This is a genomic window from Devosia sp. (assembly GCF_048261455.1).
Taxonomy (GTDB): Bacteria; Pseudomonadota; Alphaproteobacteria; order Rhizobiales; family Devosiaceae; genus Devosia_A.
Window position 1 is genome coordinate 182,798 of the sequence record NZ_JBLXGA010000002.1, and the last position, 22,303, is coordinate 205,100.

At 64.7% G+C, this 22,303-nt stretch carries 26 protein-coding genes and 2 tRNA genes; 6 read left to right on the plus strand and 22 right to left on the minus strand.

Features of this window, described 5'->3' with window-relative positions; genetic code table 11:
• Positions 1–91: 91 nt before the first annotated feature.
• From pheT to infC, 10 genes are all read right to left on the minus strand, one after another.
• Positions 92–2,500 (minus strand): phenylalanine--tRNA ligase subunit beta, encoded by a 2,409-nt coding sequence (gene pheT / locus ACN0TK_RS02885; RefSeq protein ID WP_417307935.1) that lies wholly within the window; start codon positions 2,498–2,500, stop codon positions 92–94.
• Positions 2,500–2,928 carry a hypothetical protein gene (locus ACN0TK_RS02890; protein ID WP_417307936.1) on the minus strand — a complete coding sequence of 143 codons (429 nt, stop codon included), beginning with the start codon at positions 2,926–2,928 and terminating at the stop codon, positions 2,500–2,502. Before ACN0TK_RS02890 ends, pheT begins: the two co-directional genes overlap by 1 nt.
• Positions 2,925–3,578, minus strand: a complete 654-nt coding sequence (locus ACN0TK_RS02895) for a 3'-5' exoribonuclease domain-containing protein (protein ID WP_417307937.1) — start codon at positions 3,576–3,578, stop codon at positions 2,925–2,927. The genes ACN0TK_RS02890 and ACN0TK_RS02895 overlap by 4 nt, the downstream gene beginning before the upstream one ends.
• Complete coding sequence (locus tag ACN0TK_RS02900; protein ID WP_417307938.1) at positions 3,575–3,976, minus strand: ASCH domain-containing protein; 402 nt, start codon at positions 3,974–3,976, stop codon at positions 3,575–3,577. Before ACN0TK_RS02900 ends, ACN0TK_RS02895 begins: the two co-directional genes overlap by 4 nt.
• A 16-nt stretch (positions 3,977–3,992) precedes the next feature.
• Complete coding sequence (gene pheS, locus ACN0TK_RS02905) at positions 3,993–5,123, minus strand: phenylalanine--tRNA ligase subunit alpha (RefSeq protein WP_417307939.1); 1,131 nt, start codon at positions 5,121–5,123, stop codon at positions 3,993–3,995.
• Between the two features lie 135 nt (positions 5,124–5,258).
• Entirely contained in the window at positions 5,259–5,660 is a 402-nt protein-coding gene (rplT, locus tag ACN0TK_RS02910; protein ID WP_417307940.1) for a 50S ribosomal protein L20, read from the minus strand.
• A 14-nt stretch (positions 5,661–5,674) separates the two neighbouring features.
• Positions 5,675–5,875 carry a 50S ribosomal protein L35 gene (gene rpmI, locus ACN0TK_RS02915; protein ID WP_417307941.1) on the minus strand — a complete coding sequence of 67 codons (201 nt, stop codon included), beginning with the start codon at positions 5,873–5,875 and terminating at the stop codon, positions 5,675–5,677.
• Between the two features lie 134 nt (positions 5,876–6,009).
• Positions 6,010–6,441, minus strand: a complete 432-nt coding sequence (locus tag ACN0TK_RS02920) for a MarR family winged helix-turn-helix transcriptional regulator (RefSeq protein WP_417307942.1) — start codon at positions 6,439–6,441, stop codon at positions 6,010–6,012.
• 67 nt (positions 6,442–6,508) lie between these two features.
• A complete protein-coding gene (locus ACN0TK_RS02925; protein WP_417307943.1) occupies positions 6,509–7,270 on the minus strand; it encodes a hypothetical protein in 762 nt (253 codons plus the stop codon).
• 157 nt (positions 7,271–7,427) lie between these two features.
• Positions 7,428–7,964: a translation initiation factor IF-3 gene (infC, locus tag ACN0TK_RS02930; protein WP_417308138.1), complete on the minus strand. Its 537-nt coding sequence runs from the start codon at positions 7,962–7,964 to the stop codon at positions 7,428–7,430.
• A gap of 205 nt (positions 7,965–8,169) precedes the next feature.
• Here infC and ACN0TK_RS02935 point away from each other — a divergent pair, with 205 nt between their 5' ends.
• Positions 8,170–8,961: an alpha/beta hydrolase gene (locus ACN0TK_RS02935; protein WP_417307944.1), complete on the plus strand. Its 792-nt coding sequence runs from the start codon at positions 8,170–8,172 to the stop codon at positions 8,959–8,961.
• On the opposite strand, the gene ACN0TK_RS02940 is transcribed toward ACN0TK_RS02935, so the two are convergent.
• The 5 genes from ACN0TK_RS02940 to ACN0TK_RS02960 are packed head-to-tail and all read right to left on the minus strand — an operon-like array spanning position 8,958 to position 12,824.
• On the minus strand, positions 8,958–9,458 hold the full coding sequence (locus ACN0TK_RS02940) for a DUF6886 family protein (RefSeq protein WP_417307945.1): 501 nt from the start codon (positions 9,456–9,458) through the stop codon (positions 8,958–8,960). The genes ACN0TK_RS02935 and ACN0TK_RS02940 overlap by 4 nt on opposite strands.
• Positions 9,455–10,111, minus strand: a complete 657-nt coding sequence (locus ACN0TK_RS02945) for a GNAT family N-acetyltransferase (protein WP_417307946.1) — start codon at positions 10,109–10,111, stop codon at positions 9,455–9,457. Before ACN0TK_RS02945 ends, ACN0TK_RS02940 begins: the two co-directional genes overlap by 4 nt.
• The gene (locus ACN0TK_RS02950) at positions 10,108–10,980 is read right to left on the minus strand and encodes an SDR family oxidoreductase (RefSeq protein ID WP_417307947.1); all 873 of its coding nucleotides are present in this window, start codon (positions 10,978–10,980) and stop codon (positions 10,108–10,110) included. The genes ACN0TK_RS02945 and ACN0TK_RS02950 overlap by 4 nt, the downstream gene beginning before the upstream one ends.
• 16 nt (positions 10,981–10,996) lie before the next feature.
• Entirely contained in the window at positions 10,997–12,166 is a 1,170-nt protein-coding gene (gene queG / locus ACN0TK_RS02955) for a tRNA epoxyqueuosine(34) reductase QueG (protein ID WP_417307948.1), read from the minus strand.
• Positions 12,147–12,824, minus strand: coding sequence for a glutathione S-transferase family protein (locus tag ACN0TK_RS02960; RefSeq protein ID WP_417307949.1), 678 nt, complete (start codon positions 12,822–12,824; stop codon positions 12,147–12,149). Before ACN0TK_RS02960 ends, queG begins: the two co-directional genes overlap by 20 nt.
• Before the next feature lie 91 nt (positions 12,825–12,915).
• Between ACN0TK_RS02960 and ACN0TK_RS02965 the strand changes: the two genes are divergently transcribed.
• Complete coding sequence (locus ACN0TK_RS02965; protein WP_417307950.1) at positions 12,916–13,728, plus strand: undecaprenyl-diphosphate phosphatase; 813 nt, start codon at positions 12,916–12,918, stop codon at positions 13,726–13,728.
• Between the two features lie 72 nt (positions 13,729–13,800).
• On the opposite strand, the gene ACN0TK_RS02970 is transcribed toward ACN0TK_RS02965, so the two are convergent.
• Positions 13,801–14,766 (minus strand): complex I NDUFA9 subunit family protein, encoded by a 966-nt coding sequence (locus ACN0TK_RS02970; protein ID WP_417307951.1) that lies wholly within the window; start codon positions 14,764–14,766, stop codon positions 13,801–13,803.
• A gap of 168 nt (positions 14,767–14,934) precedes the next feature.
• On the opposite strand from ACN0TK_RS02970, the gene ACN0TK_RS02975 reads away from it, so the two are divergent.
• Positions 14,935–15,019: transfer RNA gene (locus ACN0TK_RS02975), tRNA-Leu, on the plus strand.
• A gap of 85 nt (positions 15,020–15,104) precedes the next feature.
• Here the strand turns inward: ACN0TK_RS02975 and ACN0TK_RS02980 are convergent.
• The 5 genes from ACN0TK_RS02980 to ACN0TK_RS03000 all read right to left on the minus strand — a co-directional run bounded on the left by ACN0TK_RS02980 (position 15,105) and on the right by ACN0TK_RS03000 (position 19,753).
• Positions 15,105–15,440 carry a hypothetical protein gene (locus tag ACN0TK_RS02980; RefSeq protein WP_417307952.1) on the minus strand — a complete coding sequence of 112 codons (336 nt, stop codon included), beginning with the start codon at positions 15,438–15,440 and terminating at the stop codon, positions 15,105–15,107.
• Positions 15,441–15,522: 82 nt separating this feature from the next.
• Positions 15,523–16,182, minus strand: a complete 660-nt coding sequence (locus ACN0TK_RS02985; RefSeq protein WP_417307953.1) for a DUF4386 family protein — start codon at positions 16,180–16,182, stop codon at positions 15,523–15,525.
• 475 nt (positions 16,183–16,657) lie between these two features.
• Complete coding sequence (locus tag ACN0TK_RS02990) at positions 16,658–17,164, minus strand: GNAT family N-acetyltransferase (protein WP_417307954.1); 507 nt, start codon at positions 17,162–17,164, stop codon at positions 16,658–16,660.
• Positions 17,165–17,245: 81 nt separating this feature from the next.
• Positions 17,246–18,922, minus strand: a complete 1,677-nt coding sequence (gene rpsA, locus ACN0TK_RS02995) for a 30S ribosomal protein S1 (RefSeq protein ID WP_417308139.1) — start codon at positions 18,920–18,922, stop codon at positions 17,246–17,248.
• 189 nt (positions 18,923–19,111) lie between these two features.
• The gene (locus ACN0TK_RS03000) at positions 19,112–19,753 is read right to left on the minus strand and encodes a (d)CMP kinase (RefSeq protein ID WP_417307955.1); all 642 of its coding nucleotides are present in this window, start codon (positions 19,751–19,753) and stop codon (positions 19,112–19,114) included.
• A 177-nt stretch (positions 19,754–19,930) separates the two neighbouring features.
• Here ACN0TK_RS03000 and ACN0TK_RS03005 point away from each other — a divergent pair, with 177 nt between their 5' ends.
• The 3 genes from ACN0TK_RS03005 to ACN0TK_RS03015 all read left to right on the plus strand — a co-directional run bounded on the left by ACN0TK_RS03005 (position 19,931) and on the right by ACN0TK_RS03015 (position 22,051).
• On the plus strand, positions 19,931–20,362 hold the full coding sequence (locus ACN0TK_RS03005; protein ID WP_417307956.1) for a TIGR02300 family protein: 432 nt from the start codon (positions 19,931–19,933) through the stop codon (positions 20,360–20,362).
• 156 nt (positions 20,363–20,518) lie between these two features.
• A tRNA-Ala gene (locus tag ACN0TK_RS03010) sits at positions 20,519–20,594 on the plus strand.
• Positions 20,595–20,806: 212 nt separating this feature from the next.
• Positions 20,807–22,051, plus strand: coding sequence for an FAD-dependent oxidoreductase (locus ACN0TK_RS03015; RefSeq protein WP_417307957.1), 1,245 nt, complete (start codon positions 20,807–20,809; stop codon positions 22,049–22,051).
• Here the strand turns inward: ACN0TK_RS03015 and ACN0TK_RS03020 are convergent.
• Entirely contained in the window at positions 22,026–22,277 is a 252-nt protein-coding gene (locus ACN0TK_RS03020; RefSeq protein ID WP_417307958.1) for a hypothetical protein, read from the minus strand. The two genes, ACN0TK_RS03015 and ACN0TK_RS03020, sit on opposite strands and share 26 nt — an antisense overlap.
• Positions 22,278–22,303 lie beyond the last annotated feature (26 nt).

Below are 22,303 nucleotides of genomic sequence, written 5' to 3' on the forward strand. Positions count from 1 at the left end.
CCTGGATGGCTACCGCATCCACACCTTCTCGGCGCGACATCTGAAGATGGATCCCGGCACAAGGCCGGGATGACACCGAGAGTTCGTGCCCCTACCCCCGGAGCGTGCCGCCCGTCGCCTTGGTAACGGCGGCGACGACGTTTCTCGCAACCTTTTCGATTTCCTCGTCGGTCAGGGTCTTGTCCTGCGGCTGCAGGGTGACCGCGAGGCCGACCGACTTCTTGCCCTCGCCGACACCCTTGCCCTCGAAGACGTCGAAGACATTGACGTTCGAGATCAGGGTCTTGTCGGCACCTCGGGCGGCCTTGAGCAGGGTTGCCGCCGGCACGTCGCTGTCGACGACGAAGGCGAAATCGCGGTTGAGCGGCATCTGGTCGGAGAGTGACAGCGCCGGCTTGGCGCGGCTCGACTTGCGGCGCGGCTCGGGGATGGCGTCGAGATCGAGTTCGAAGGCGACGACCGGGCCCGTGAGATCGTAGAGCTCCAGCACATCGGGGTGCACTTCGCCGAACCAGCCGATGATCAGCTTGGGGCCCATCTGGATGCGCCCGCCGCGGCCGGGATGGCTCCAGCCGGCGGCGTCTGCCGTCACCTGCAGCTTGTCGATATCGAGGCCCATGGCATCGAGCAGCGCGCCGAGATCGGCCTTGGCGTCGAAGACATCCGGAGTCTTGCTGACGCCGCGCCAGTCGCGCGGGGCGCCCATGCGCAGGCCCGAGGCATAGGTGCGCTGGCCATCGGGATTGACCGAGGCGAAGACCTGGCCGACCTCGAACAGCTTCAGCTCGTTGATGCCGCGTGCGGTGTTGCGCTGCAGCGCTCCGAGCAGGCCCGGCAGCAGCGAAGGCCGCATGTCGGTCAGTTCGGAGGCGATCGGGTTGGCGAGTTTCAGCTCGGGCGAACCGCCGCCGAAGCGCTCGGCTTCCTTTGCCGAAATGAAGGACCAGTTGACCGCCTCGTCGAGACCGCGGGCGGCCAGAACGCGCCGCGCCAGACGGCGGCGGTTCTGCATGGTGGTGAGGATGCGCGGGGCAACGGTGGTGAGCCGCGGCAGCGGATCGACCGGGATGTTGTCGACGCCCACCATGCGCATCACCTCTTCGGCGAGGTCGGCCTTCATGGTGACATCGGGACGCCAGGAGGGGACCAGCACCTTGCGGGTTTCGCCATCGCCTTCGACCTCGAAGCCGAGGCGTTCGAGCACGGCCGTGATCTCTTCAGGCGCGCGGGAGAGACCGGTGAGGCGGCGCACTTCAGACAGCGGGAAGTCGATCTCGGTTTCGGGGAAGACATCGGCGCCGGAAATGGCGTGTTCCATCGGCTCGCCACCGCAGAGCTCGAGCACCAGACGGGTCGCGAGTTCAAGGCCGGGCTCGGTCAGCGCAGGATCAACCGAGCGCTCCAGCCGATAGCGGGCATCGGAAACGATGCCGGTCTTGCGGCCCGACTGGGCGATCAGGTCCGGGTCCCAGCTCGCCGATTCCATGAAGACATTGGTGGTCTCATCGGTGACGCCCGAGCGGATGCCGCCCATGATGCCGCCGAGGCAGAGCGGGCCCTGATTGTCGGCGATCACCGTCATCGTGTCGTCGAGCGGGTAGATCTTGTTGTCGAGCGCGTCGAGGGTTTCGCCTTCGCGGGCATTGCGCAGCACCATGGTGCCGGCGACCTTGTCGGCGTCATAGGCGTGCAGCGGCCGGCCCCAGCCGAGCGACACGAGATTGGTGATGTCCACCACCTTGTTGATGGGGCGCAGGCCGACGGCGCGCAGGCGCTGCTGCAGCCAGTCGGGCGACGGGCCGTTGACGATGCCGACGATCAGCCGACCGGCGAACTTGCGGATCGCCTTGGGCTGACCTTCGGCGAAGTCATGCGCCAGGGGCGCGATGGCGCTCTTGCCCTTCGAGGGCACCGGCGACATGTCGGTCGGCTTCAGCGTGCCGAGGCCAAAGGCTGCGAGATCGCGAGCGATGCCATAAACGCCGGTCGCGTCGCCACGGTTGGGGGTGATCGAGATGTCGATCACTGCGCCGCCGAGCTTGGCATAATCGACATAGGAAATGCCGACCGGCGCATCCTCGGGCAGTTCGATGATGCCGTCATGGTCGTCGCTGAGCTCGAGCTCGGCGGCCGAACACAGCATGCCGTTCGAGGGCTCGCCGCGGATGACGACGCCGCCCTTCAAGGTGAAATCCTTGCCCGGGATATAGGTGCCGGGCGCCGCGAAAACCGACTTGATGCCGGTGCGCGCATTGGGCGCGCCGCAGACCACGTCGATCAGTTCGCCGGTGCCGGCATCGACCTTGCAAAGGTTCAGATGGTCGGAATTGGGATGCGGCTTCGCCTCGACCACCTTCGCCACGACGAAGGGGCGCAGGGCCTCGGCAGGATCGGAGACGTCTTCGACCTCGAGGCCGATTTCGGTCAGCGCCTTGGCGATCTCTTCGACGCTCGCTTCGGTTTCGAGATGGTCCTTCAGCCACTCCAGGGTGAATTTCATCATGAACCTCGTGGTTGGAAATAGCAGATACCGTTCAGCGCGACCTGCGCGCCAAGGGCCGTGAAAGGATCGGGAACGTGCTCGGGGTCCGGCCCCAGGGCAATGCGCAGCACGAGGCCGAGATCGGAGGTATGGGCGATCAGCTGATCGGCGCCATTGGGCTTGTAGCGAATGGTCAGCGGCAGGCCGTTGTGCAGGCTGTTGCCGTCTTCATATTCCCACAACAGGTTCTGGTCGGTGATGACATCGAGCTGCCAGTCGCCGCCCTCCAGCTCCTCGACCTCGCCGGCGCGGGGGCCCGACCAATATTCGACGCGGCGCACCAGGCAGGTATAGGTGCCCGCCGGCGCGCCATGCGGCAGCGGCTTTTTCTCGACGGGCTTTTTCCCGGCCATATGCAGCAATGCCACGACCCCGAAGCCCCTCATTTGTAAACGCTCTCGGTTGCCTCGATCTTCGGCAGGCCGCCGGAAATCTCGAACAGTTTGGCCAGCACATTGGCAAAGCCGCGCGCGTCGTCGATGGCACGGTGCGTGTGCTCGATATGGCCGTACCATTCGGGCGGCACGCGCTGCATGCCCCACTGCAGATATTCCGCGCCGCGCAGCGTGCCGGCCATAGTGTAGAGGCAGACGCCGCCACCGCGGAAGATCTGGCGCGACTTGTAGGGCCCACCGAGCACTCGCGTGCCAGCGAAGGTGGACAGGTAATGATCCATCCACAGCCCGTCGAAGATCATCGGCGCAGCGGCAAACACCTTGAAGCCAGGCAGGCTGTCGACCCAGTCGGCAAAGCGCGGCATGACGATTTCCGGCGCTTCGGGATTGTTGGTCGCGTGCGCCCAGGCTTCGGGCTGGGTCTGCCACCAGGCCATGGTGTTGGGGTCAGGCGCGCGGTCTGTGCGCGGCTTCAGCACCGCGTCGAACTCGCCGAGCACCTTGCCTGTGACGTCGCAGGCGACCGAGGCGAAGCTCAGCATCGAGCTCTGCAACGGGTCGTGACCGTCGGACTCAATATCGGTCACGACAAACGTGGTGACCGGCGGCTCTTCGTCGAGGATGGGCGGCTGCAGGCTCATCGGGTGAGGTCCTCGACGAGGCGGAAGCGCTCGCACAGCAGCATCATGTCTTCGCTCCAGCCGCCATTGCGTTCGAAATAGTCCCGATGGCCCTCGCGCCAGTCGGCCAGGGTCAACAGGCCCTCGCCCTCATCGCGGGCAAAGGCTTCGTCAATCTCGTCGAAGCGACGCTCGGTGACCTCGAGGGTTTCGATCAGCGCACCAGGGCGCCCCTTGCCGTCGAGAATGACGTCGCGCCGGCCGACAACCGGGCGCGCCTCGCCACCCGGACCGAAATCGCGCAGGGCGCCACAGGTCGCGGTCTTCTTGCCGGCCAGCACCAGCCCGAGCAGCTCATCGGCCATTTCCGGGCTATCGCCGAAGGCAAAGGTGACGGTGCCGGTCTGTTGATCGCTCATGCCATTGCCCCAAACATCAGCTGCTGAGGCCGCCGAACAGCGTCGGCAGGTCGAGCGGGCGGAAGCCGTAGTGATCGAGCCAGCGCTTGTCGGCGTCGAAGAAGGCGCGCAGGTCGTTCATGCCGTATTTCAGCATGGCGAGCCGGTCGATGCCGATGCCCCAGGCGAAGCCCTGGTAGACGTCGGGGTCGAGCCCGCAATTGCGCAGGACGTTGGGGTGCACCATGCCGCAGCCGAGCACTTCCAGCCAGTCGCTGCCCTGCCCGATCTTCACGTCCGGGCCGGAGCGGTCGCATTGCACGTCGACCTCCATCGAGGGTTCGGTGAAGGGGAAGAAGCTGGGGCGGAACCGCAGCGTCACGTCGTCGATCTCGAAGAAGGCCTTGAAGAACTCCTCGAGCACCCAGCGCAGCTGGCCGATATGGCTGGTCTTGTCGATCACCAGACCCTCGACCTGATGGAACATGGGCGTGTGGGTCTGATCGGAATCGTGCCGGTAGGTGCGGCCCGGGCAGACGACGCGGATCGGCGGCTCGACGGCCGGGGTGAGATAGGGCGCGGCGGGCTTTTCGTTGGTCTTCAGCATCGAACGCACCTGCACCGGCGAGGTGTGGGTGCGCAGCACGCGCTTCACCCCGTCGGCCGACGGCGCCATGAAGAAGGTGTCGTGCATCTCGCGCGCCGGGTGCCCCTCGGGGAAGTTCAGCGCGGTGAAATTGTACCAGTCGGTCTCGATTTCCGGGCCTTCGGCAATGGAAAAGCCCATGTCCGAGAAGATCGCGGTGATCTCGTCCATCACCTGGCTGACGGGGTGGATGCGGCCTTCGGCGGTGGGCGGGGTACCGACCGGCAGGGTGACATCGACCCGCTCGGCAGCGAGGCGCGCATCGAGCGCGGCGCGGGCCAGTTCGGCGGCACGCGCTTCGATCAGGCCGGCCATTTCCGTCTTCAGCCCGTTGATCGCGGCACCGGCGCTCTTGCGCTCCTCGGGCTGCATCTTGCCGAGCGTTGCCAGCAAGGCGGAGACGGAGCCCTTCTTGCCGAGGGCGCCGACGCGCACGGCCTCGATCTGCGTCTGATCGCTGGCAGCCGCCACAGCGGCGGTGATCTCGGTGCGAAGGGTATCGATCTGGGCGTCGAGAGACATTGGGGTTCTTCCGTATTCGTCGTCTTGGCTGCGAGCGGCCTGCGAACGCAAGCACACGGCGGAAAGCAAAAAGCCCCGCGCCACCCGTCGGGGCGGCGCAAGGCTTAGCTCAAGGCCTCTTAAAAGGCGAGGTGCTTAGGCGGAAACGCGCTCGTGCGTCGTCTTTTCGACGTCGCCGAGATAGTTGAGCGCGGTCTTGGCCTGGGCAACCAGCGCTGCGAACGCTGCGGGCTCGGTGATCGCGAGATCAGAGAGCACCTTGCGGTCGACAGCGATATCAGCCTTCAAGAGGCCGTCGATAAATCGACCGTAGGTCAGGCCGTGCTCGCGGACAGCGGCGTTGATGCGCTGGATCCACAGGGCGCGGAAGTTGCGCTTTTTGGCGCGACGATCGCGGTAAGCGTACTGGCCGGCCTTATCGACAGCGGCCTTGGCCGTGCGGATGGTGTTCTTGCGGCGACCATAAAAGCCCGAAGCTGCCTTCAGAACCTTCTTGTGACGGGCGTGGGCGGTAACGCCTCTTTTAACGCGTGACATTGTTCACTGGCTCCTTAGCGATTGTAGGGCATGTACCACTTCACCAGACCTTCATCGCCCTTCTTGAGCACCTTGGTGCCGCGGTGGGAGCGAATGTAGTCGGCGCTGTGGCTGATAAGCCGGTGACGCTTGCCTGCGACGCCTGCCTTGACGCGGCCTGTCGCAGTCATCTTGAAGCGCTTTTTAGCGCCCGATTTGGTCTTCATTTTGGGCATTTTGCTCATCCTGTTAGAGGTGGTCCGGAGGACCAGCATTCGAGACTGCCACGGCATGCCTGTTGGCCGGGCGGCCCGCTAGAAGGCGCGTCTATAGGGGCAATTTTGACCGAAGGCAAGGGCGCTGGAGGCGCTCAGTCGCGGATTTCCGCTGCCAGCATGGCCAGTGCATCAACGAGCAGCGCGGACTCGGTGCGGCCCAGCGAGGCCGTGGCCTTGCGTTCGGCCGCTGCGACGGCCGCTGCAGCCTCAGGTAGCACGGATCGCGCGCGTTCGCTGAGATAAAGTCCCTGGGCGCGGCCCTTGCCCAAGGTGCTGCGCTCGATCCAGCCATCGGCGGACAAGGCGCTAAGGGTGCGGGCCACGCCGGGCTGTTCGAGTTCGAGCCTGAGGGCCAGTTCGGCCTGGGTCAGCCCCTCGCGCGCGGCGATCTCGTTCAGAGCGATGAACTGGGCCGGATGCAGGCCATGCGGGGCAAGCGCATCGCGCAGCACGACGGCGAGGCGTCGCGCCAAAAGCGCTGAGACCTGAAACAGGCTGTCCTTGAAGTCAGGCGAAACCGGCATGAGAGCCACCAGACGAATAACTGCAGGGCGTAGCATAACGTGTTCTGATTAACTGGGCCTTAGCCGCTCAGGCAAGGATATCCGACCAGGCCCGGGTGGCGCGCACGGCGGCGGCGGCATCACGGATGGCAAGCTTCTGCCCGCGGGTCAGTTCGTCCGACACCAGGTTGATGGCATGCGAGGGGTCGAGTGCCGCCCGGGCGAAAAAGTGCTTTTCGAGATAACCGAAGGTCACCCAGACATTGTCGGCCAGTTCCCCGGTGGGGCGCCCCCGCAGCGCCGCCAGCACACTGAGCTCCAGATAGAATGACGGAAAATCGAGCCCGAGCTTGTCGCGCCACAGCTTCAGCACGCGGATCTCCTCCAGCCGACCGCTGTCGCGGATGGCGCGGCTGTTGCGGGCCAGATTGGATTTCATCGAGGTGTCGCGCCGCACCGAGTAGAGCTCGTGCATCTCGCTGGTGAAGCTCTCGCGCTTGACCGGCACCAGATCGACCAGCGTGCCATCGAGATCGACCGCGAGCGAGACGTTGCGCCGCCGCGTCGGGTATCCAGCGCGCTGCAGCGCACTTTCCATCGAGCGATAGATCACCGGTACGGCGTGGGGCGTGCGGGGGCTCAAGGCAACGGCGAAGTCGATAGCAATGCCGCCGATGTTGGCGGTGCGCTTTTGCACGGCACCAACAGGAAAGATTTCGAGCAGGTGCCGCCCGGCCCAGTCGGCGCACAGTTCATGGACGCGGCCTTCAAGTAGGCGCAGATTGGCTTCTGTCTCGACCGCGACTGCCTCGCGTTCGAGAATTTTTCGCAGATATCCGGAGGGAGACACGGTCACCACCAATTAAAATCGGATTAAGTAGATACATAAAAAAATAAATCTGAAACCGCTTTTGCAATATCTGGTTAGCGGATGCGAGTCCCCGGGACCCAAAAACAAAAGGGGCGACCCGAAGGCCGCCCCATAAACGATCAAAACTGTGTGCGCCTTACTTCGGCGCGAGAACCATCACCATCTGGCGGCCCTCGGAGCGCGGCGCGGATTCGACCTTGGCCTTCTCGTCGACTTCCGACTGCACCTTGCGCAGCAGATCCATGCCGATGTCCTGATGCGCCATCTCACGGCCACGGAAACGCATGGTCACCTTGACGCGGTCACCGTCCTCGAGGAACTTGTGAACCTTCTTCATCTTGGTGTCGTAGTCATGCGTGTCGATGTTCGGCCGCATCTGGATTTCCTTGACCTCGATCACCTTCTGCTTCTTGCGCGCCTCGGAAGCTTTCTTCTGGGCGGCGTACTTGAAGCGGCCAAGATCGAGCATCTTGGCGACCGGTGGGTTCGCGTTCGGGGAAATAATGACCAGATCGAGCCCCTGGTCCTGCGCTTCGGTCAGCGCATCGCGGGTTCGAATCACACCACGGTTGGTGCCCTCGCCGTCGATCAGCTGGACGTCGGCGGAGGTGATATCTTCATTGGAAAGCGGCCCATCCTTCTGGGGCGCTACGGGTCTCATGGGACGACGAATGGCAGACGTTCCTTCAATTGTTACCAGGACGGCGGGAAATCGCGCCTAAAATCGTGCTGGGACCGGCATAAGTCAACAGCCAAGCGTGACCGGAATCGGCAAACTTGCCCGATTGGGTCGCTGCACTAACGATTAACACGCCAAAGTGTTGCTGCGGCGTGCACAAACCGGCACAAACCCGGTGTGACGAGGGCATGAGTGAGGCATGGTGGGGGGTCCGGAGTTCCTGAGCGTAGGCAGCGATGCCCGGCAGATCGCCGTGCTGCGCCGCACCGGACGCGCGCCGGGCCTGTTCTGGCTGTCGGGCTATCGCTCCGAAATGGTGGGGCTGAAGGCCGAGGCGCTCGATGCGTTCGGGGCCGAACTGGGTCTTGCCGTCACCCGCTTCGACTATTCGGGCCATGGCCAGTCGGGCGGTGATTTTCTCGACGGCACGATCAGCCGCTGGCTCGAAGAGGCCCTGGCGGTGTTTTCGACCACCAAAGGGCCGCAGATCATCGTCGGCTCATCGATCGGCGGCTGGATCGCGCTGCTGCTCGCCCGGGCGCTGCGCAAGTCTGCGCCCGACCGGGTGAAAGCGCTGATCCTCATAGCACCAGCCGTCGATGCGACAGCTGAACTGATGCAGAAGCGCCTGAGCACGGCCGAGCAGCACATTCTCAAGCGCGACGGCGTCGTCTACCGCGCCTCGCAGTATTCGGACACGCCCTACCCCTACACCCGGGCGCTGCTGGAGGACGGGCGCAACCATCTGCTGTTCGGCCGCGGCATCGAGACCGGCTGCCCGGTGACCATCCTGCAGGGCGCCAAGGACCCGGACGTGCCGCCGGAGCACGCGATGAAACTGGTCCAGCACCTGCTGATCGACCCCACGACGCTGACCCTCATCCCCGATGGCGACCATCGGCTGAGCCGCGACAGCGACCTCGAACTGCTGCGCGAGGCGGTGAAGCGGCAGGTCGGCGCCCCGGCGCTGCAATTGCGCATGGAGCTTTAGGCGGGGCGCAGGGCGGCGTTGCGCATGCGGATCGCAGAGAATGCCAGCCCGGAAGCCGTGACGACATCATGGAGCGGCCACAGCGAATCGAGGACTCTCAACTGCGCGCCGCGGGCGGCAATCCGCGCCGGCAGGTCGGTCTCGAGACGCGCCGCGACCGGGGTCACCGGCGTCTCGCTGATCCAGTAGCCGGCCACCGGATCGATGTTGCGGAAGCTTTCGGCCGGCATATCGTAGACCCAGACGCTGGCGGCGTTTACCCGGGCCGCCCAGGCCTGCTCGATGGCGACGACGGCTGCCGCACCCCCGAGCAGCGCCAGTTCGTCCGGCGTCGCATCCGGGCCCGGGTGGAAGCAAAGCCGCGGGCAGTCGCGTGGCAGCAGGTAATTGACGAGCGTCCGCTCCTCGACAGCCCAGACCTTGGCCACGCCATCCGCCGCCGGCCGCGGCACGAAACGCGCGATGCCGGACGTTTCGCTGACGTGGAGCAGCTTCACGACAGGCTGAGGCGCGCCCTCTGCACGCCATCGGTGTCAAAATTCTCCGGGGCGAGCCAGCGTTCGTATTCGGCGCGGATTTTGGGCCAGTCGCCATCCAGCATGGCGAACCAGGCGGTGTCGCGGTTTTCGCCCTTCTGGATCATGTGCTGGCGGAACGTGCCCTCATAGGTGAACCCGAAGCGCCTGGCGGCGCTGATGGAGGGGGCATTGCGATCATTGCACTTCCACTCGAAGCGCCGGTAGCCGAGCTCATCGAAGATGTAGCGCGCGCTGAGATAAAGCGCTTCGGTGGCGCGCCGGGTGCGGGCCATGGCCGGCCCCCAGTAGATCGAGCCGATCTCGATGACGCCATGCTCGGGGACGATGCGCATCAGCGCCTGCCGGCCCATGGCGCGGCCAGTGGCGCGATCGACCACCGCGAAGTGCAGCGGATCGTCGACCGGCATCGCGGCCGCGACCCAGGCGTCCATCTCGTCGGCGTCGGCCGGTGCCGACTCGAACAGATAGCGGTAGCGCGCGGCCGCATCCGGATCGGCGGACGCGACGTAGAGATCGGCCGCGTGCTCGGGGCGCAGCGGCTCGAGGCGGACATATTGCCCCTCGAGTACGATGCGCGCCGGGCGCCCGCTAGCCGGCTGCGGCGCACTCACTGATGCGTCTCCCAGATGGCGTTCAGCCCCTCGCGATAGGTCGGAAAACGCAGCTCGGTATCGAGCGCTGCGAGCAGGCGTTTCGAGGACACGCGCTTGTTGTCGGAATAAAAGCTGCGCGCCATGGGGCTGAGCGGCGCGGTCTCGAAGGGCGTGTCCGGCGGCGGCGCAACGCCCATCAGGTCGGCTGCGTAGCTGACCAGATCCTGCGGCGGCGCGGGCTCCGTATCGGTGAGGTTGTAGGTGCCGGCCAGGCGGGCGCGGGCGGCCAGCGCGGTGATTTCGCCGATATCGGTGACATGGATGCGGTTGAACACCTGCCCCGGCTTGACGATGCGGCGGGCGGTGCCGGCGCGCAGCTTGTCGAAGGCGGAACGGCCCGGCCCGTAGATGCCGGCGAGACGCTCGATGAACAGCGGCACCCCACGCTCTTTCGCATAGTCGCGCCAGGCCTCTTCGGCCGCAACGCGCTGCTTCGAGCGCGGATTGACGGGCCGCGTCGGCGCATCCTCGTCGATCCACTGGCCGCCGAAATCCCCATAGACGCCGACGGTCGAGAAATAGCCGATCCATTCGAGGTTTTCGGCCGCATCGAGATCGGCCCGGTGCAGGTTCAGCGCCGCGTCGCCGCGCTCGTCGGGCGGAATCGAGAGAATGACATGCGTCGCCTGGCGCAGGTCGGCCGACAGCGTCGGGCCGGGCACTTCGCCATCGAAGACATGCATGTCGTAGCTCGTGTCGGCCCAGTCTTCCGCAGATTCGAGGCTGCGGGTGGTGCCGGCGACGGGAATGTCCTGGTTTTCGAGATTGCGCAGCGCCTGTGCGGTCGCGCGCGAGGAATAGCCCATGCCAAAAAAGAAGAGGCGCACTTTTACTACCTTTCAGTCAGCGCGCGTCGGCTGGGACGACCGCGTTCCATTCTTCACGGACGGATGTGTCGCGCTCTGCGGGCAAAAAGGCAAGTTTCAGGGCTGCGGCTTTTTCGGCCTCGGCCAGCCGGCGAGTGGCCCAGACGGCGGCACCGCGGATCAGCGGGTCGGGATCCGTCAGCCTTTGCTCGGCGAGCGGCGCGAGGGCGCGGCTTTGCGAGTTGCCGAGGGCGATCAGCACATTGCGCAGGAAACGGGCATGCCCCAGCCGCTTGACCGGGGAGCCGGCGAACAGGGCCCGAAAGCCCGGGTCGTCCAGCTGCGCGAGATCGGCCAGCGCCGGGGCCCTGAGATACTCGCGGGCCTGCAGCTTCATCTCGCGGGTTTGCGTCGCGAACTTGTTCCACGGGCAGACGGCGAGGCAATCGTCGCAGCCATAGATGCGGTTGCCCATGGCGATGCGGAATTCGTGCGGGATGGCGCCCTTGAGCTCGATGTTGAGATAGGCGAGGCAGCGCCGCGCATCGAGCTGGAAGGGCGCCGGGAAGGCATTGGTGGGGCAGATATCGAGGCAGCGCCGGCACGAGCCGCAGCTTTCAGCATGCGGCGCATCGGGCGGCAGCGCCATGTCTGTCATGATGGCGCCCAGAAACAGCCAGGAGCCGAATTCGCGACTGACCAGCACCGTGTGCTTGCCCTGCCAGCCGATACCGGCTGCTTCGCCGAGCGGCTTTTCCATCACCGGGGCGGTATCGACAAAGACCTTCACCTCAGCCCCGGCGCGCCGATGCAAGAGCCCCGCGAGCTCCTTCAGCTTGCCCTTGATCAGGTCGTGGTAATCCCGATTGCGGGCATAGACCGAGATATTGCCGGTCTCGCGCTCGCCGAGCTGCGCCAGCGGATCGCTATCGGGTCCATAGTTGACGCCGAGCATGATGATGGCGCGCGCCTCGGGCCAGAGGCCCGCCGGTGCTTCCCGCCGTGCGGCGGTTTCGGCCATCCAGTCCATGTCGCCATGCCAGCCGCGCTCAAGCGCCACTTGCAGTTTTTCGGGCAGGTCGGGCCGGGCATCGGCCGCCGCAATGCCGAAGGCATCAAAGCCCAGCGCCTTGGCGCGGCTTTTGAGTTCGGCAATGAGTTTTGTCTGATCCACCCGCGGCAGCGTATCAGAAATCGAGGTCGGCATAGCCCTTTGACGGCATCATGCCGGAGATGCGGTCGTTCAGCAGAGTGCGGAAGGCCGGACGCGACTTGATGCGGGCATACCATTGCCGCGTTTCGGGCGAGGAATCCCAGGCCACGTCGCCGAGATAGTCGAGGCTGCTCAGGTGCGCGGCCAGCGCGAAATCGGCGAGCGTCATGTCGTCGCCGGCCATCCATTCGCGCGAGGCGAAGAGCCAGTTGAAATAGAGCAGATGCTCGCCGAGGTTGGCCTTGGCGACGCGCAGCACGCCGGGCTCTGGCGTCGCGCCGCGCTGGTCGCGCTTGACGATCTTTTCCTCGAGCACGTAGCGGGTCACTTCGTCATTGAGCTTGATCAGCACCCATTCGAGCAGGCGCCACATCTCGGCCTTGTCGCGCGGCGACGCGGGGATCAGCCCCGGCACCGAGGTCGGCGCATAGGCGTCTTCGACCGCATGAAGCACGGCCAGCGTGCCGACGATCGGCGGTTCGCCGTCCTCGAACAGCACGGGCACGGTGCCCGCCGGATTGATGTCGAGCAGCCGGGCCTCGCGGGCCCAGGGCTTGATGTCCTCAAGCTCCGCAGTAACGCCATATTCGGCGAACATCAGGCGGACGAGGCGGGACGCGGGATCCAGCCGGTGATGAAGCAACCTGGTCATATCAGCGGGTGGCGCTATTCCTTGGCGATGGCCGGCAAATCGGGCTAGAAGCAGCCCAAAGCGGCGACGATGAGATTGAGTAGGAGATGAATTGAACGGCGATCAAGGTCTTTTTGTGCCGCTCCTGCTCGGCATCATCGAAGGGGTTACCGAATTCCTGCCGGTTTCCTCCACCGCACACCTGCTGCTGGCCGGCAAGTTCCTGGGGTTCGACAGCCCCGGACGGGTGTTCGAAGTGCTTATCCAGCTCGGCGCCATCCTTGCCATCGTGGTCGTCTATTTCAGCCGGCTGATCGCCATTGCGCGCGACGCAATCGCCCGCAAACCGGGGGCCCTTCGCTTCATCCTGGGCATCGTCCTGGCCTCGTTCCCGGCGGCGTTGGCCGGAGTGCTGGCACACGATTTCATCAAGACGGTTATCTATGAGTCGCCGGTGGTGATCTGCGTGTCGCTGATCGTCGGCGGGCTGGTGCTGCTCTATGTCGACCAGTTGAAGCTGACGCCGAAATATACCGATATCTACAGCTTTCCGCCGCTGCTGTGCCTTTATGTCGGGCTGTTCCAGGTGCTGGCGCTGGTGCCGGGCGTCTCGCGCTCAGGCGCCACCATCGTCGGCGCCCTGTTGCTTGGCACCGACAAGCGCTCTGCGGCCGAGTTCACCTTCTTCCTGGCATTGCCGATCATGAGCGGCGCCTTTGCCTACGAGCTCTACAAGAGCCGCGAGTTCATCACCAGCGAGGTGGGCTTCAGCGTCGTCATCGGCTTTGCCGCCGCGTTCGTCACCGCATTCTTCGTGGTGCGCTATCTGCTGGATTACGTGTCGAAGCGCGGCTTTGCGCTGTTCGCCTACTGGCGCATTTTCGTCGGCGCCATCGGGCTATGGGGCGTCCTGCTGTTCGGCTGAACGGCGCCTGCCCCATCGGTCCTTCAAGGCGGTGTCCGGCTGAACCCGGCGCCGCCTTTTACCTGCGCGGGATCAGACCGTCTGGCGGTCGAACTGGCCGTTCTTGCGGAAGCGCCACAGATAGCTCGGCACGATCGCCTCGATGGCGGTCGGCACGATGCCGAAGGCGGAGATATCGCGGTTCTCGGCAATCGCCTCGTCCGAGACGACATTGTCGACCTGCAGCAGGTCCACCTGATCGGAGGTGATCAGCGGCGGGAAGGGCAGGATGGCGAAGGGCACGGCCATCAGCTTGCCGAGCCCTGCCGGGATCGGCAGGATCAGGTTGCCGCGCTGGGTTTCGGCCACCACGGTCTCCAGCACCTCGCGATGGGTGACGACCTCGGGGCCGCCGATCTCGTAGATGCGGCCGCCGGGCACGGCACCTTCAGCGGCGCGAACGATCACCTCGGCCAGATCGCCGACATAGACCGGCTGGAAGCGGGTCTTGCCGCCGATCAGCGGCAGCACCGGCGACAGGCGCGACAGGGCGCCATAAAGGTTGAAGAAGCCATCGCCCGAGCCGAAGACGATCGAGGGCCGCAGGATGATCGCATTGGGGAAGCCGGCGAGAATCTCTTCCTCGCCCAGCGCCTTGGAGCGCGCATAGGCGGAGACGCTTTGCGTGTCGGCACCGATGGCCGAGACCTGCACCAGCGATTTGACGCCGGCGGCCGTGGCGGCCTGGGCGATATTGCGGGCGCCCATGGTGTGCACGGCGCGGAAGCGCTGCTTGCCGCTCTCATGGCCGACGCCGACGAGATTGATGACGATATCGGCGCCGTGCACGGCGCGCTGCACCGATTCGAGATTGCGGATATTGGCCTGGATCGGCATCACCTGGCCGACGGTACCCAGCGGGCGCACGTGACCGGCCAGATCGGGGCGGCGCACCGCCACCCGCACGCGCCAGCCCTTGCGGGCCAGCAACTGGATCATCTGGGTGCCGATAAAGCCCGAGCCACCGAAAACCGTGACGACAGTGTCGGAAGGTTGCATGGGCGCGGGGCTCCGTTTTCGCGTTAGGCCAAGGCCTAATAGCGCGCGTCCCCCGATGTGTCGAGTGGGGTGCGCGCCTGCATCTGCGACACAAAGTTTCGCTTCGCTGCACAGGGCGCATTGACAAGCTGCGGGCCATTGCCTAGGAGACGCGCGCCCCATCGGATTGCCCTGGTGGCGGAATTGGTAGACGCGCACGGTTCAGGTCCGTGTGTCGCAAGACGTGGAAGTTCGAGTCTTCTCCAGGGCACCAATGGCCAGCGCCAAAAACGGCCTCCCGCAAGGGGGGCCGTTTTGCGTTTGGGGCGTATGGCGTGCCGGTGGTCCGGGCAGCGGCGCTATTCGCAGCCGATGCCGTCGTTGTCGGCGTCGAGATTGTACGGATCGTTGCCGTTGACGATCTGAACCGGTCCGGCGAAGCTGTCGCAGTTGCGGTCATCGGTGATGGCTGCACCTGCGCTGCCGGCGCCATAGTGTCGCCGTGTGACCTTCAGGAAACCCGGTGCACCCGGCAGGATCACGAAGGACGGCAGGCCCGTGGCAGTGCGCTGCATCTCGGGCGGCGGATATTCGTAATGCACGAAGGACCCGTCATCACGGAACTGCGCGGCGCTCGCGGCACCGGTATAGAGAAGCAGCGCAAGCGCGCTCAGCATGACAAATCTCTTCGACATGGCCAGCCCTCAGCTGGTCAATAGTCTTGCCCGCAATGCTGAAGATCATGTTTCGAGAGGGCTGCGCATTGCTGCGCGCGAGCTATTCTGCCGGAATGTGCCGCGAGTCTGTCTGGTGCGGGCTGTACCGGCGCGACGGCGCGGAGCGCACCATGGCCAAACCCGCAAGGCCGAACCACAGCGTGCTGCCGAGCAGGAACACACTGGCGCCCTGGATCGCGAGGGGCGGCACTACTGGCGAGATGCCGGCGACGCCGACGGCGATGCCCAGATAGCACAGCGGCCGTGGCAGACCTCCACGCAGCAGGGCAAAGCTCATCAGCACGAGCCAGAGGCCGCCGAGGATCGTATCGCCCTGGTTGAGCGCCCGGTCAAAGGCCGTCAGGACATTGTAGACATCCATGGCATCCTCGCGGCTGATGCGCGAAAGGTCCGTGACGAAATCGGGGCTGGTGGTGCCAAGCAAGCCCGTCGCGAAACGCGCCGTCGCCCAGAGCAGGCTGAACCCCAGAATGACATAGGCGAGCATTTCCGCGCGGTGGCGGATCTCGTAGGCGAGCGCCACACTGACCGGGATGAGCAGCAGCGCCATGACGATGCCCGTCAGCAGGAACCACAGGTAAACGGAAGTCCGGTGGTTGGTGTAGACGGCAAAGACATCGGCAGTGGGGTCGTTAAACCCGGCGGGCGTGAGCACGACATTTGATAAAACGATCGCTATCGCCGATGCGAGCGCAAGCACGATCGCAGCCACTCCGCCAAATCGCCGCATCCCCTCAACCTCCTACGCCAGTTCTGCACGCGCGCGTCACCACACGACGATGACGGGCTCCTCACGCGATGGCGGAATGGATTGCGGGTCCGCTATGGACAAGTCACGCAGCGGCTGCGCTTTGAACCACGTTCCGAATCGGCGACTGACTCCCAGCAGCCACCGACCATCACGCGTATTATGATAACGCCGTCTTCGAAAATGACAACGTCAGACTAGTATAACGTGATCTACGCAGCACGATTTACAGATATGGATCGCCCGCCTGAGGGGTAATACGGATACGTGAAACAGCCCAGCGCCGGATGCTGCGCGTTATTCGGTTGATTGGGGCACACGGATCGCGCTTCGTCTCGGACGTCGAACGGACGGCCAAGAGCCACAAAGACACGCTGCGTTGAATATTCCGACTGAGGAAGACAACTTTCGCTCTCGCCGACGCGATTCAGTCGAGCCGCTTGACCATGTAGCGGGCGCCCTCTTCGTAACTCAGCAGCTTGCCGTAGAGATCGGGCACTTCGGCGACGACGAAGCCATGCTTTTGCCAGAAGGGCACCGAGCCGTTGACAGCAACCAGGGTCATGGTGGGATAGCCGCCCACTTCGGCATGCTTGATCAGCGCGCTGACGATCTGGCTGGCGGCGCCGACGCGGCGGGCGACTGGCAGCAGCGCGAGATCGTGCAGGTAATAGGTGTCGGGCTCGGCCGGCAGGCGCTCGAGCAGCGTGTTCAGCGCCGGCAGCGTGCCATAGCGCCAGGGGTGGGAGATGACATAGCCGGCGGGCTTGTCGGTGATCTCCAGCAGGTAGCAGCCATTGTGGTAGAGCAGCTGACGCTCGGCCAGCACCTCGGGCGCCTCGAAGAAATCGGGATGAACGACATCGGCGATCTTTTCGACTTCGGCCATGTCGTAGCCGGTCATGGCGCGCCAGGCGACCGTCTTGTGCAGCATTATCGAGCCCCCGGAAAAAGGGCCCGCACCGAAGTGCGAGCCCAGGATTTGCGGCACTCAACCTCCGACAGGAGGCGAGGCTCAGTTCTGTTCGCGATCCTTGAGGGCAGCGCCCAGGATGTCGCCGAGCGAAGCGCCCGAGTCCGACGAACCGTAATTGGCCACGGCTTCCTTCTCCTCGGCGATTTCCAGCGCCTTGATGGAGAGGTTGATGCGGCTGGTCTTGCGGTCGAAGACGGTGACGCGCGCGTCGACCTTCTCGCCCTTGGAGAAACGCTCCGGACGCTGGTCGTTGCGGTCGCGGCTGAGATCGGCACGACGGATGAACGCAGTCATCTCGCCACCTTCGATCTTCACCTCGATGCCGCCATCGTTGACCTCGGTCACGATGCCGGTGACGACGGAGCCCTTGCGGATGCCATCACCGCCGGTGTCGACGGCATCGCCGGCCGACAGCTGCTTGATGCCCAGCGAGATGCGTTCCTTGTCGACATCGACGTCCAGCACCCGAGCCTGAACCATGTCGCCACGGTTGTACTCTTCGAGGGCCAGTTCGCCTGGCTTCTGCCAGTCGAGATCGGACAGGTGCACCATGCCGTCGACATCGCCGTCGAGGCCGATGAACAGGCCGAATTCGGTCTTGTTCTTGACTTCGCCTTCGATGGTCGCACCGATCGGGAACTTCTCGGCGAAGCTCTCCCACGGGTTCGACAGGGTCTGCTTGAGACCGAGCGAGATGCGGCGCTTGTCGGGATCGACCTCGAGCACCATGACTTCCACTTCCTGGGAGGTGGAGACGATCTTGCCCGGGTGGACGTTCTTTTTGGTCCAGCTCATCTCCGAGACGTGGATCAGGCCTTCGATGCCCGGCTCCAGCTCGACGAATGCACCGTAGTCGGTGATGTTGGTCACGCGGCCGGTGAACTTGGCGCCGACCGGGTACTTGGCGGCAATGCCATCCCACGGATCAGCCTGCAGCTGCTTCATGCCCAGCGAGATGCGGTGGCTCTCGTGGTTGATGCGGACGATCTGCACCTTGATGGTCTCGCCGATCGACAGCACTTCGGTCGGGTGATTGACTCGGCGCCAGGCGATGTCGGTGACGTGCAGCAGGCCGTCGATGCCGCCGAGATCAACGAACGCACCGTAATCGGTGATGTTCTTGACCACGCCGTCGACAACCTGGCCCTCTTCGAGCTGCTGGACGATCTCGGAACGCTGCTCGGCGCGGCTTTCCTCGAGAATGGCACGGCGCGACACGACGATATTGCCGCGACGCTTGTCCATCTTCAGGATCTGGAAGGGCTGCGGCACATTCATCAGCGGGCCGATGTCGCGGATCGGGCGGATATCCACCTGCGAACGCGGCAGGAAGGCCACGGCACCTTCGAGGTCGACGGTGAAGCCACCCTTGACCTGGTTGAAGATGATGCCTTCGACGCGCTCGTTCTTGGCGTACAGATCCTCGAGCTTGACCCAGCTTTCTTCGCGGCGGGCCTTTTCACGGCTGAGAACGGCTTCGCCAACCGCGTTCTCGACGCGATCGACATAGACCTCGACTTCCGATCCGACCTGGATGGTGCCGTCACGGCCGGCCTGGCCGAATTCCTTGAGCGCAACGCGCCCCTCGGTCTTGAGACCGACGTCGACGATGGCGAGATCCTTCTCGATCGCCACGACCCGTCCCTTGACAACGGCGCCTTCCAGCGGCTCGTTCTCAAGGAAGGAATCCATCAGCATGGACTCGAAATCGTCCATGGATACAGTTTCAACTGCCAAAATCTTCTCCATTGCGCCCGGTGGCTTGTGTGAAATGGCCCGTCTGCCATCGTTCGATACGAACGATCCGGTGCGCCGGCGCGCGAGCCATGAGTCTAGTGGATGAAATCCGCCGCCTGGTGGTCTGCCTCAGAACGGGGATCCGGCCATCGGAATTGGATTGGAAGCTCAGGGCTTCTCCCGACGTGCCACGACCCCGTCGACGATGGCGACGGCTGCGCGGAGTGCGGCCTGTATATCGAGAAGCGTCGTATCCAGCAAGTGGGCATCGTCGGCCTTGTAGAAGCCGCCGTTAGGGTTGGCACTGTCGCGCGCGTCGCGCTCCTCGATCTGGTGATAGAGCGCGTAGCGGTCGACGGTGAGGCCGCGTGCCTCGAGCTGACGGGCACGGCGCTCCATGCGGGCCTTGGAATCGGCGACGATGAACAGCTTCACATCGGCTTCGGGGCAGACGACGGTGCCGATGTCGCGCCCGTCGAGCACGGCGCCGCCCGGCTGCAGGGCGAAATTGCGCTGATAGTCGCGCATCGCCTCGCGCACTTCGCGGATGACCGCCACATGCGAGGCCAGGACGCCGGCGCCGGCGCTAGTGAGCTGTTTGCGTTCTGGCAGTTGGCCCGGCTTCAGGGCGCGGGCGGCGGCGATGGCGCGCTCGGTGAAATCAGGGCTTTCGAGGTCGTCGGCAACCATCAGCCCGACGGCACGATAGAGCAGCCCGGTATCGAGATGCGGCAGCTGGTAGTGCTCGGCGAGGCCTTCGGCCAGTGTCCCTTTGCCGGACGCGGCCGGTCCATCCACTGCAATGATCATGCCCGTCCCCGCGCGGTCCCAAACCGGCGCCGTGTTAACATCAAGTGCGGCCCTTCTGCCAGCCCGGGCGCCGCTCACCCGCAAATGGGCCAATTAGGGTTTGACAGGGCCGGGCTTTCACCCTAACCGAGCCGCTTACCCGGTGGGGCTTGCCCCGCAAATGTAAAGAGGCTGCAATTGGACAAGGATGCTCGCGGGACCAAACGGGAAGATCCCGAAACCGGCAAGAAGTTCTACGATCTGAACAAGGATCCGATCGTATCGCCCTATACCGGTAAATCCTATCCACGTTCCTTCTTCGAAGAGACCGTTGCGGTCCGTCACAAGGCTGCGGCCGAAGTGAAGGAAAAGCCGGTCGCAGAGGAAGAGGAAGAGCTGGAAGTCGTGGCCGAGGCCGCGCCCGATGGCCCGGAGATCGTTTCGCTCGAGGAAGCCGACGCCGAGGAATCCGGTGACGATACCGACAGCGAGAACATCCCCGATGTGGATGGCGTCGATGACGATGTCGAAGATCTCGGCGAGGACGATGCCGACGTTTTCCTCGAAGAAGACGAGGATGACGACGACGATCTGGACTTCCCGGTCAAGGACGATACCGACGACCGCTAAGCGGCGTCACAAAAACCCAAAATAGGCTCTTGCAACCGCCGGGCCAGATGGGTAGATAGCACCGCGCTGCGACGGAAACCGCCGCAGTGCAAATCCCAAAGACGCAAAGGGTCCTGCCCGCCGCGTCGCCGGATGTGATCGAGGTAGATCACGGATGGGGCCATAGCTCAGTTGGGAGAGCGCTTGCATGGCATGCAAGAGGTCGTCGGTTCGATTCCGTCTGGCTCCACCATTCCTCACCCGCCAGGGCTGAGACACCACCACACTCCCGCTGCATCGTAGAACGACCCGGCGCTTGAGCGCTGTCGGGCGGCTTCTGCTGCGCACCACAAGACGCCTCGCCGGCGCGCGCCACCCTGCGGGGCCTTGCCCGTGCGGACCCGCCGTGTCTTGCTGACGCGATGTGGGACCGGAGTGCTTTCGGGTGGCCCTGGCTTGGAGGGGATGGCGAACCTGCGCAATCAGCTCGACATCGCAATCGTCGGCGCGGGACCGGGCGGTCTCGCCACGGCGCTGTTCCTGCACCGGGCGGGCCACAGGGCCACGGTCTTCGAGCGCTTCGACACCGCGCATCCGGTTGGCTCGGGCCTGATGCTGCAACCGACGGGGCTCGCGGTGCTGCAGGCGCTCGGGCTGGACGGTCAGATCGGCCAGCTGGGTGCCCGAGTGGATCGGCTGACCGGCACGGATTCGCGCTCGGGTCGCACAGTGCTCGACGTCGGCTATGCGCCGCTCGGACCCAATGTCCATGCGCTGGCGGTCCACCGCGCGGCGCTATTCAATGTGCTGCATAGTGCCGTGCAGCGAAAGGGCATCGCGCTGGTCACGGGGTTCACCGCCACCGCGATGACAACAGGCGAGACCGGCCATTGGCTGCAGAGCGATAGGGGGCGCGAGGGGCCGTTCGATCTGATCGTCGATGCCTCGGGCGCGCGATCCCCCTTGCGGGTGGCGGCGCGCTTTCCCCCCAAACCACGGCCGCTCACCTATGGGGCAATCTGGAGCACCGTTCCGTGGGTCGATTCGGGGTTCGACCGGCACGCCCTCAGCCAGCGCTATCGCAAATCGAGCGTGATGATCGGCGTGCTGCCGGTTGGAAGGCAAACCGGCGACGGCCCGGAGCTCGCCGCGTTCTTCTGGAGCCTCAAGCCGGAGAGCTATGACGGGTTGCGGGCGCGGGGCATTGCCGCCTGGCACGACGAGGTGCTGTCACACTGGCCGGAGACTGCGCCGCATCTGAGCCATATGGCGAGCTTCGAACAGATGAACCTTGCCCGCTATGCGCATGAAACCCTGCGAGTGCCCGCCGGCACCGGCATCGGCTTTGTCGGCGACAGCGCCCATTGCACCAGCCCGCAACTCGGCCAGGGCGCCAATATGGCGCTGCTCGATGCGGCGGCGCTGGCGACGGCCCTCGACCGCGCCGGCTCCGTCGCGGAAGCGCTGGAGCTCTATTGCCGGTTCCGCCGCTGGCACGTGCGGTTCTACCAATTCATGTCGCTGGCGCTGACGCCTTTTTACCAGTCCGACAGCCGGACCCTGCCGTTCGTCCGCGACGTCCTCGTCTCCGGTATCGGAAAGCTGCCCCCCGTTGCCGCGCTGCTGGCGCAGCTGGTTTCGGGCCAGATGCTGCGTCCCTTGCGCGCCATCAGCCTCGCCCCCGTCACTTCGGCAGATCGCGCTGCATGAAGGCGGCAAAAGCCTCCTTGAAATCGGCATGCCAGCGCGACAGCGCCGGGCGGCCGAGGATGATGTCCAGCGCATTCCAGTAGATGCGCTTGTGGTGGGTATTCGCAGCGTGCGAAAGAACTACTGGCACCGAAACAGTGATCTGTCTCTTGTCGGTCGCGACCGATGCGCCGAAACCGTTGCGCGCCGGTGACACCGCTAGCAAAATTGTGCGGCGCTTCCCCAAACACGTTGGACAGCAGAGTCGGCCAT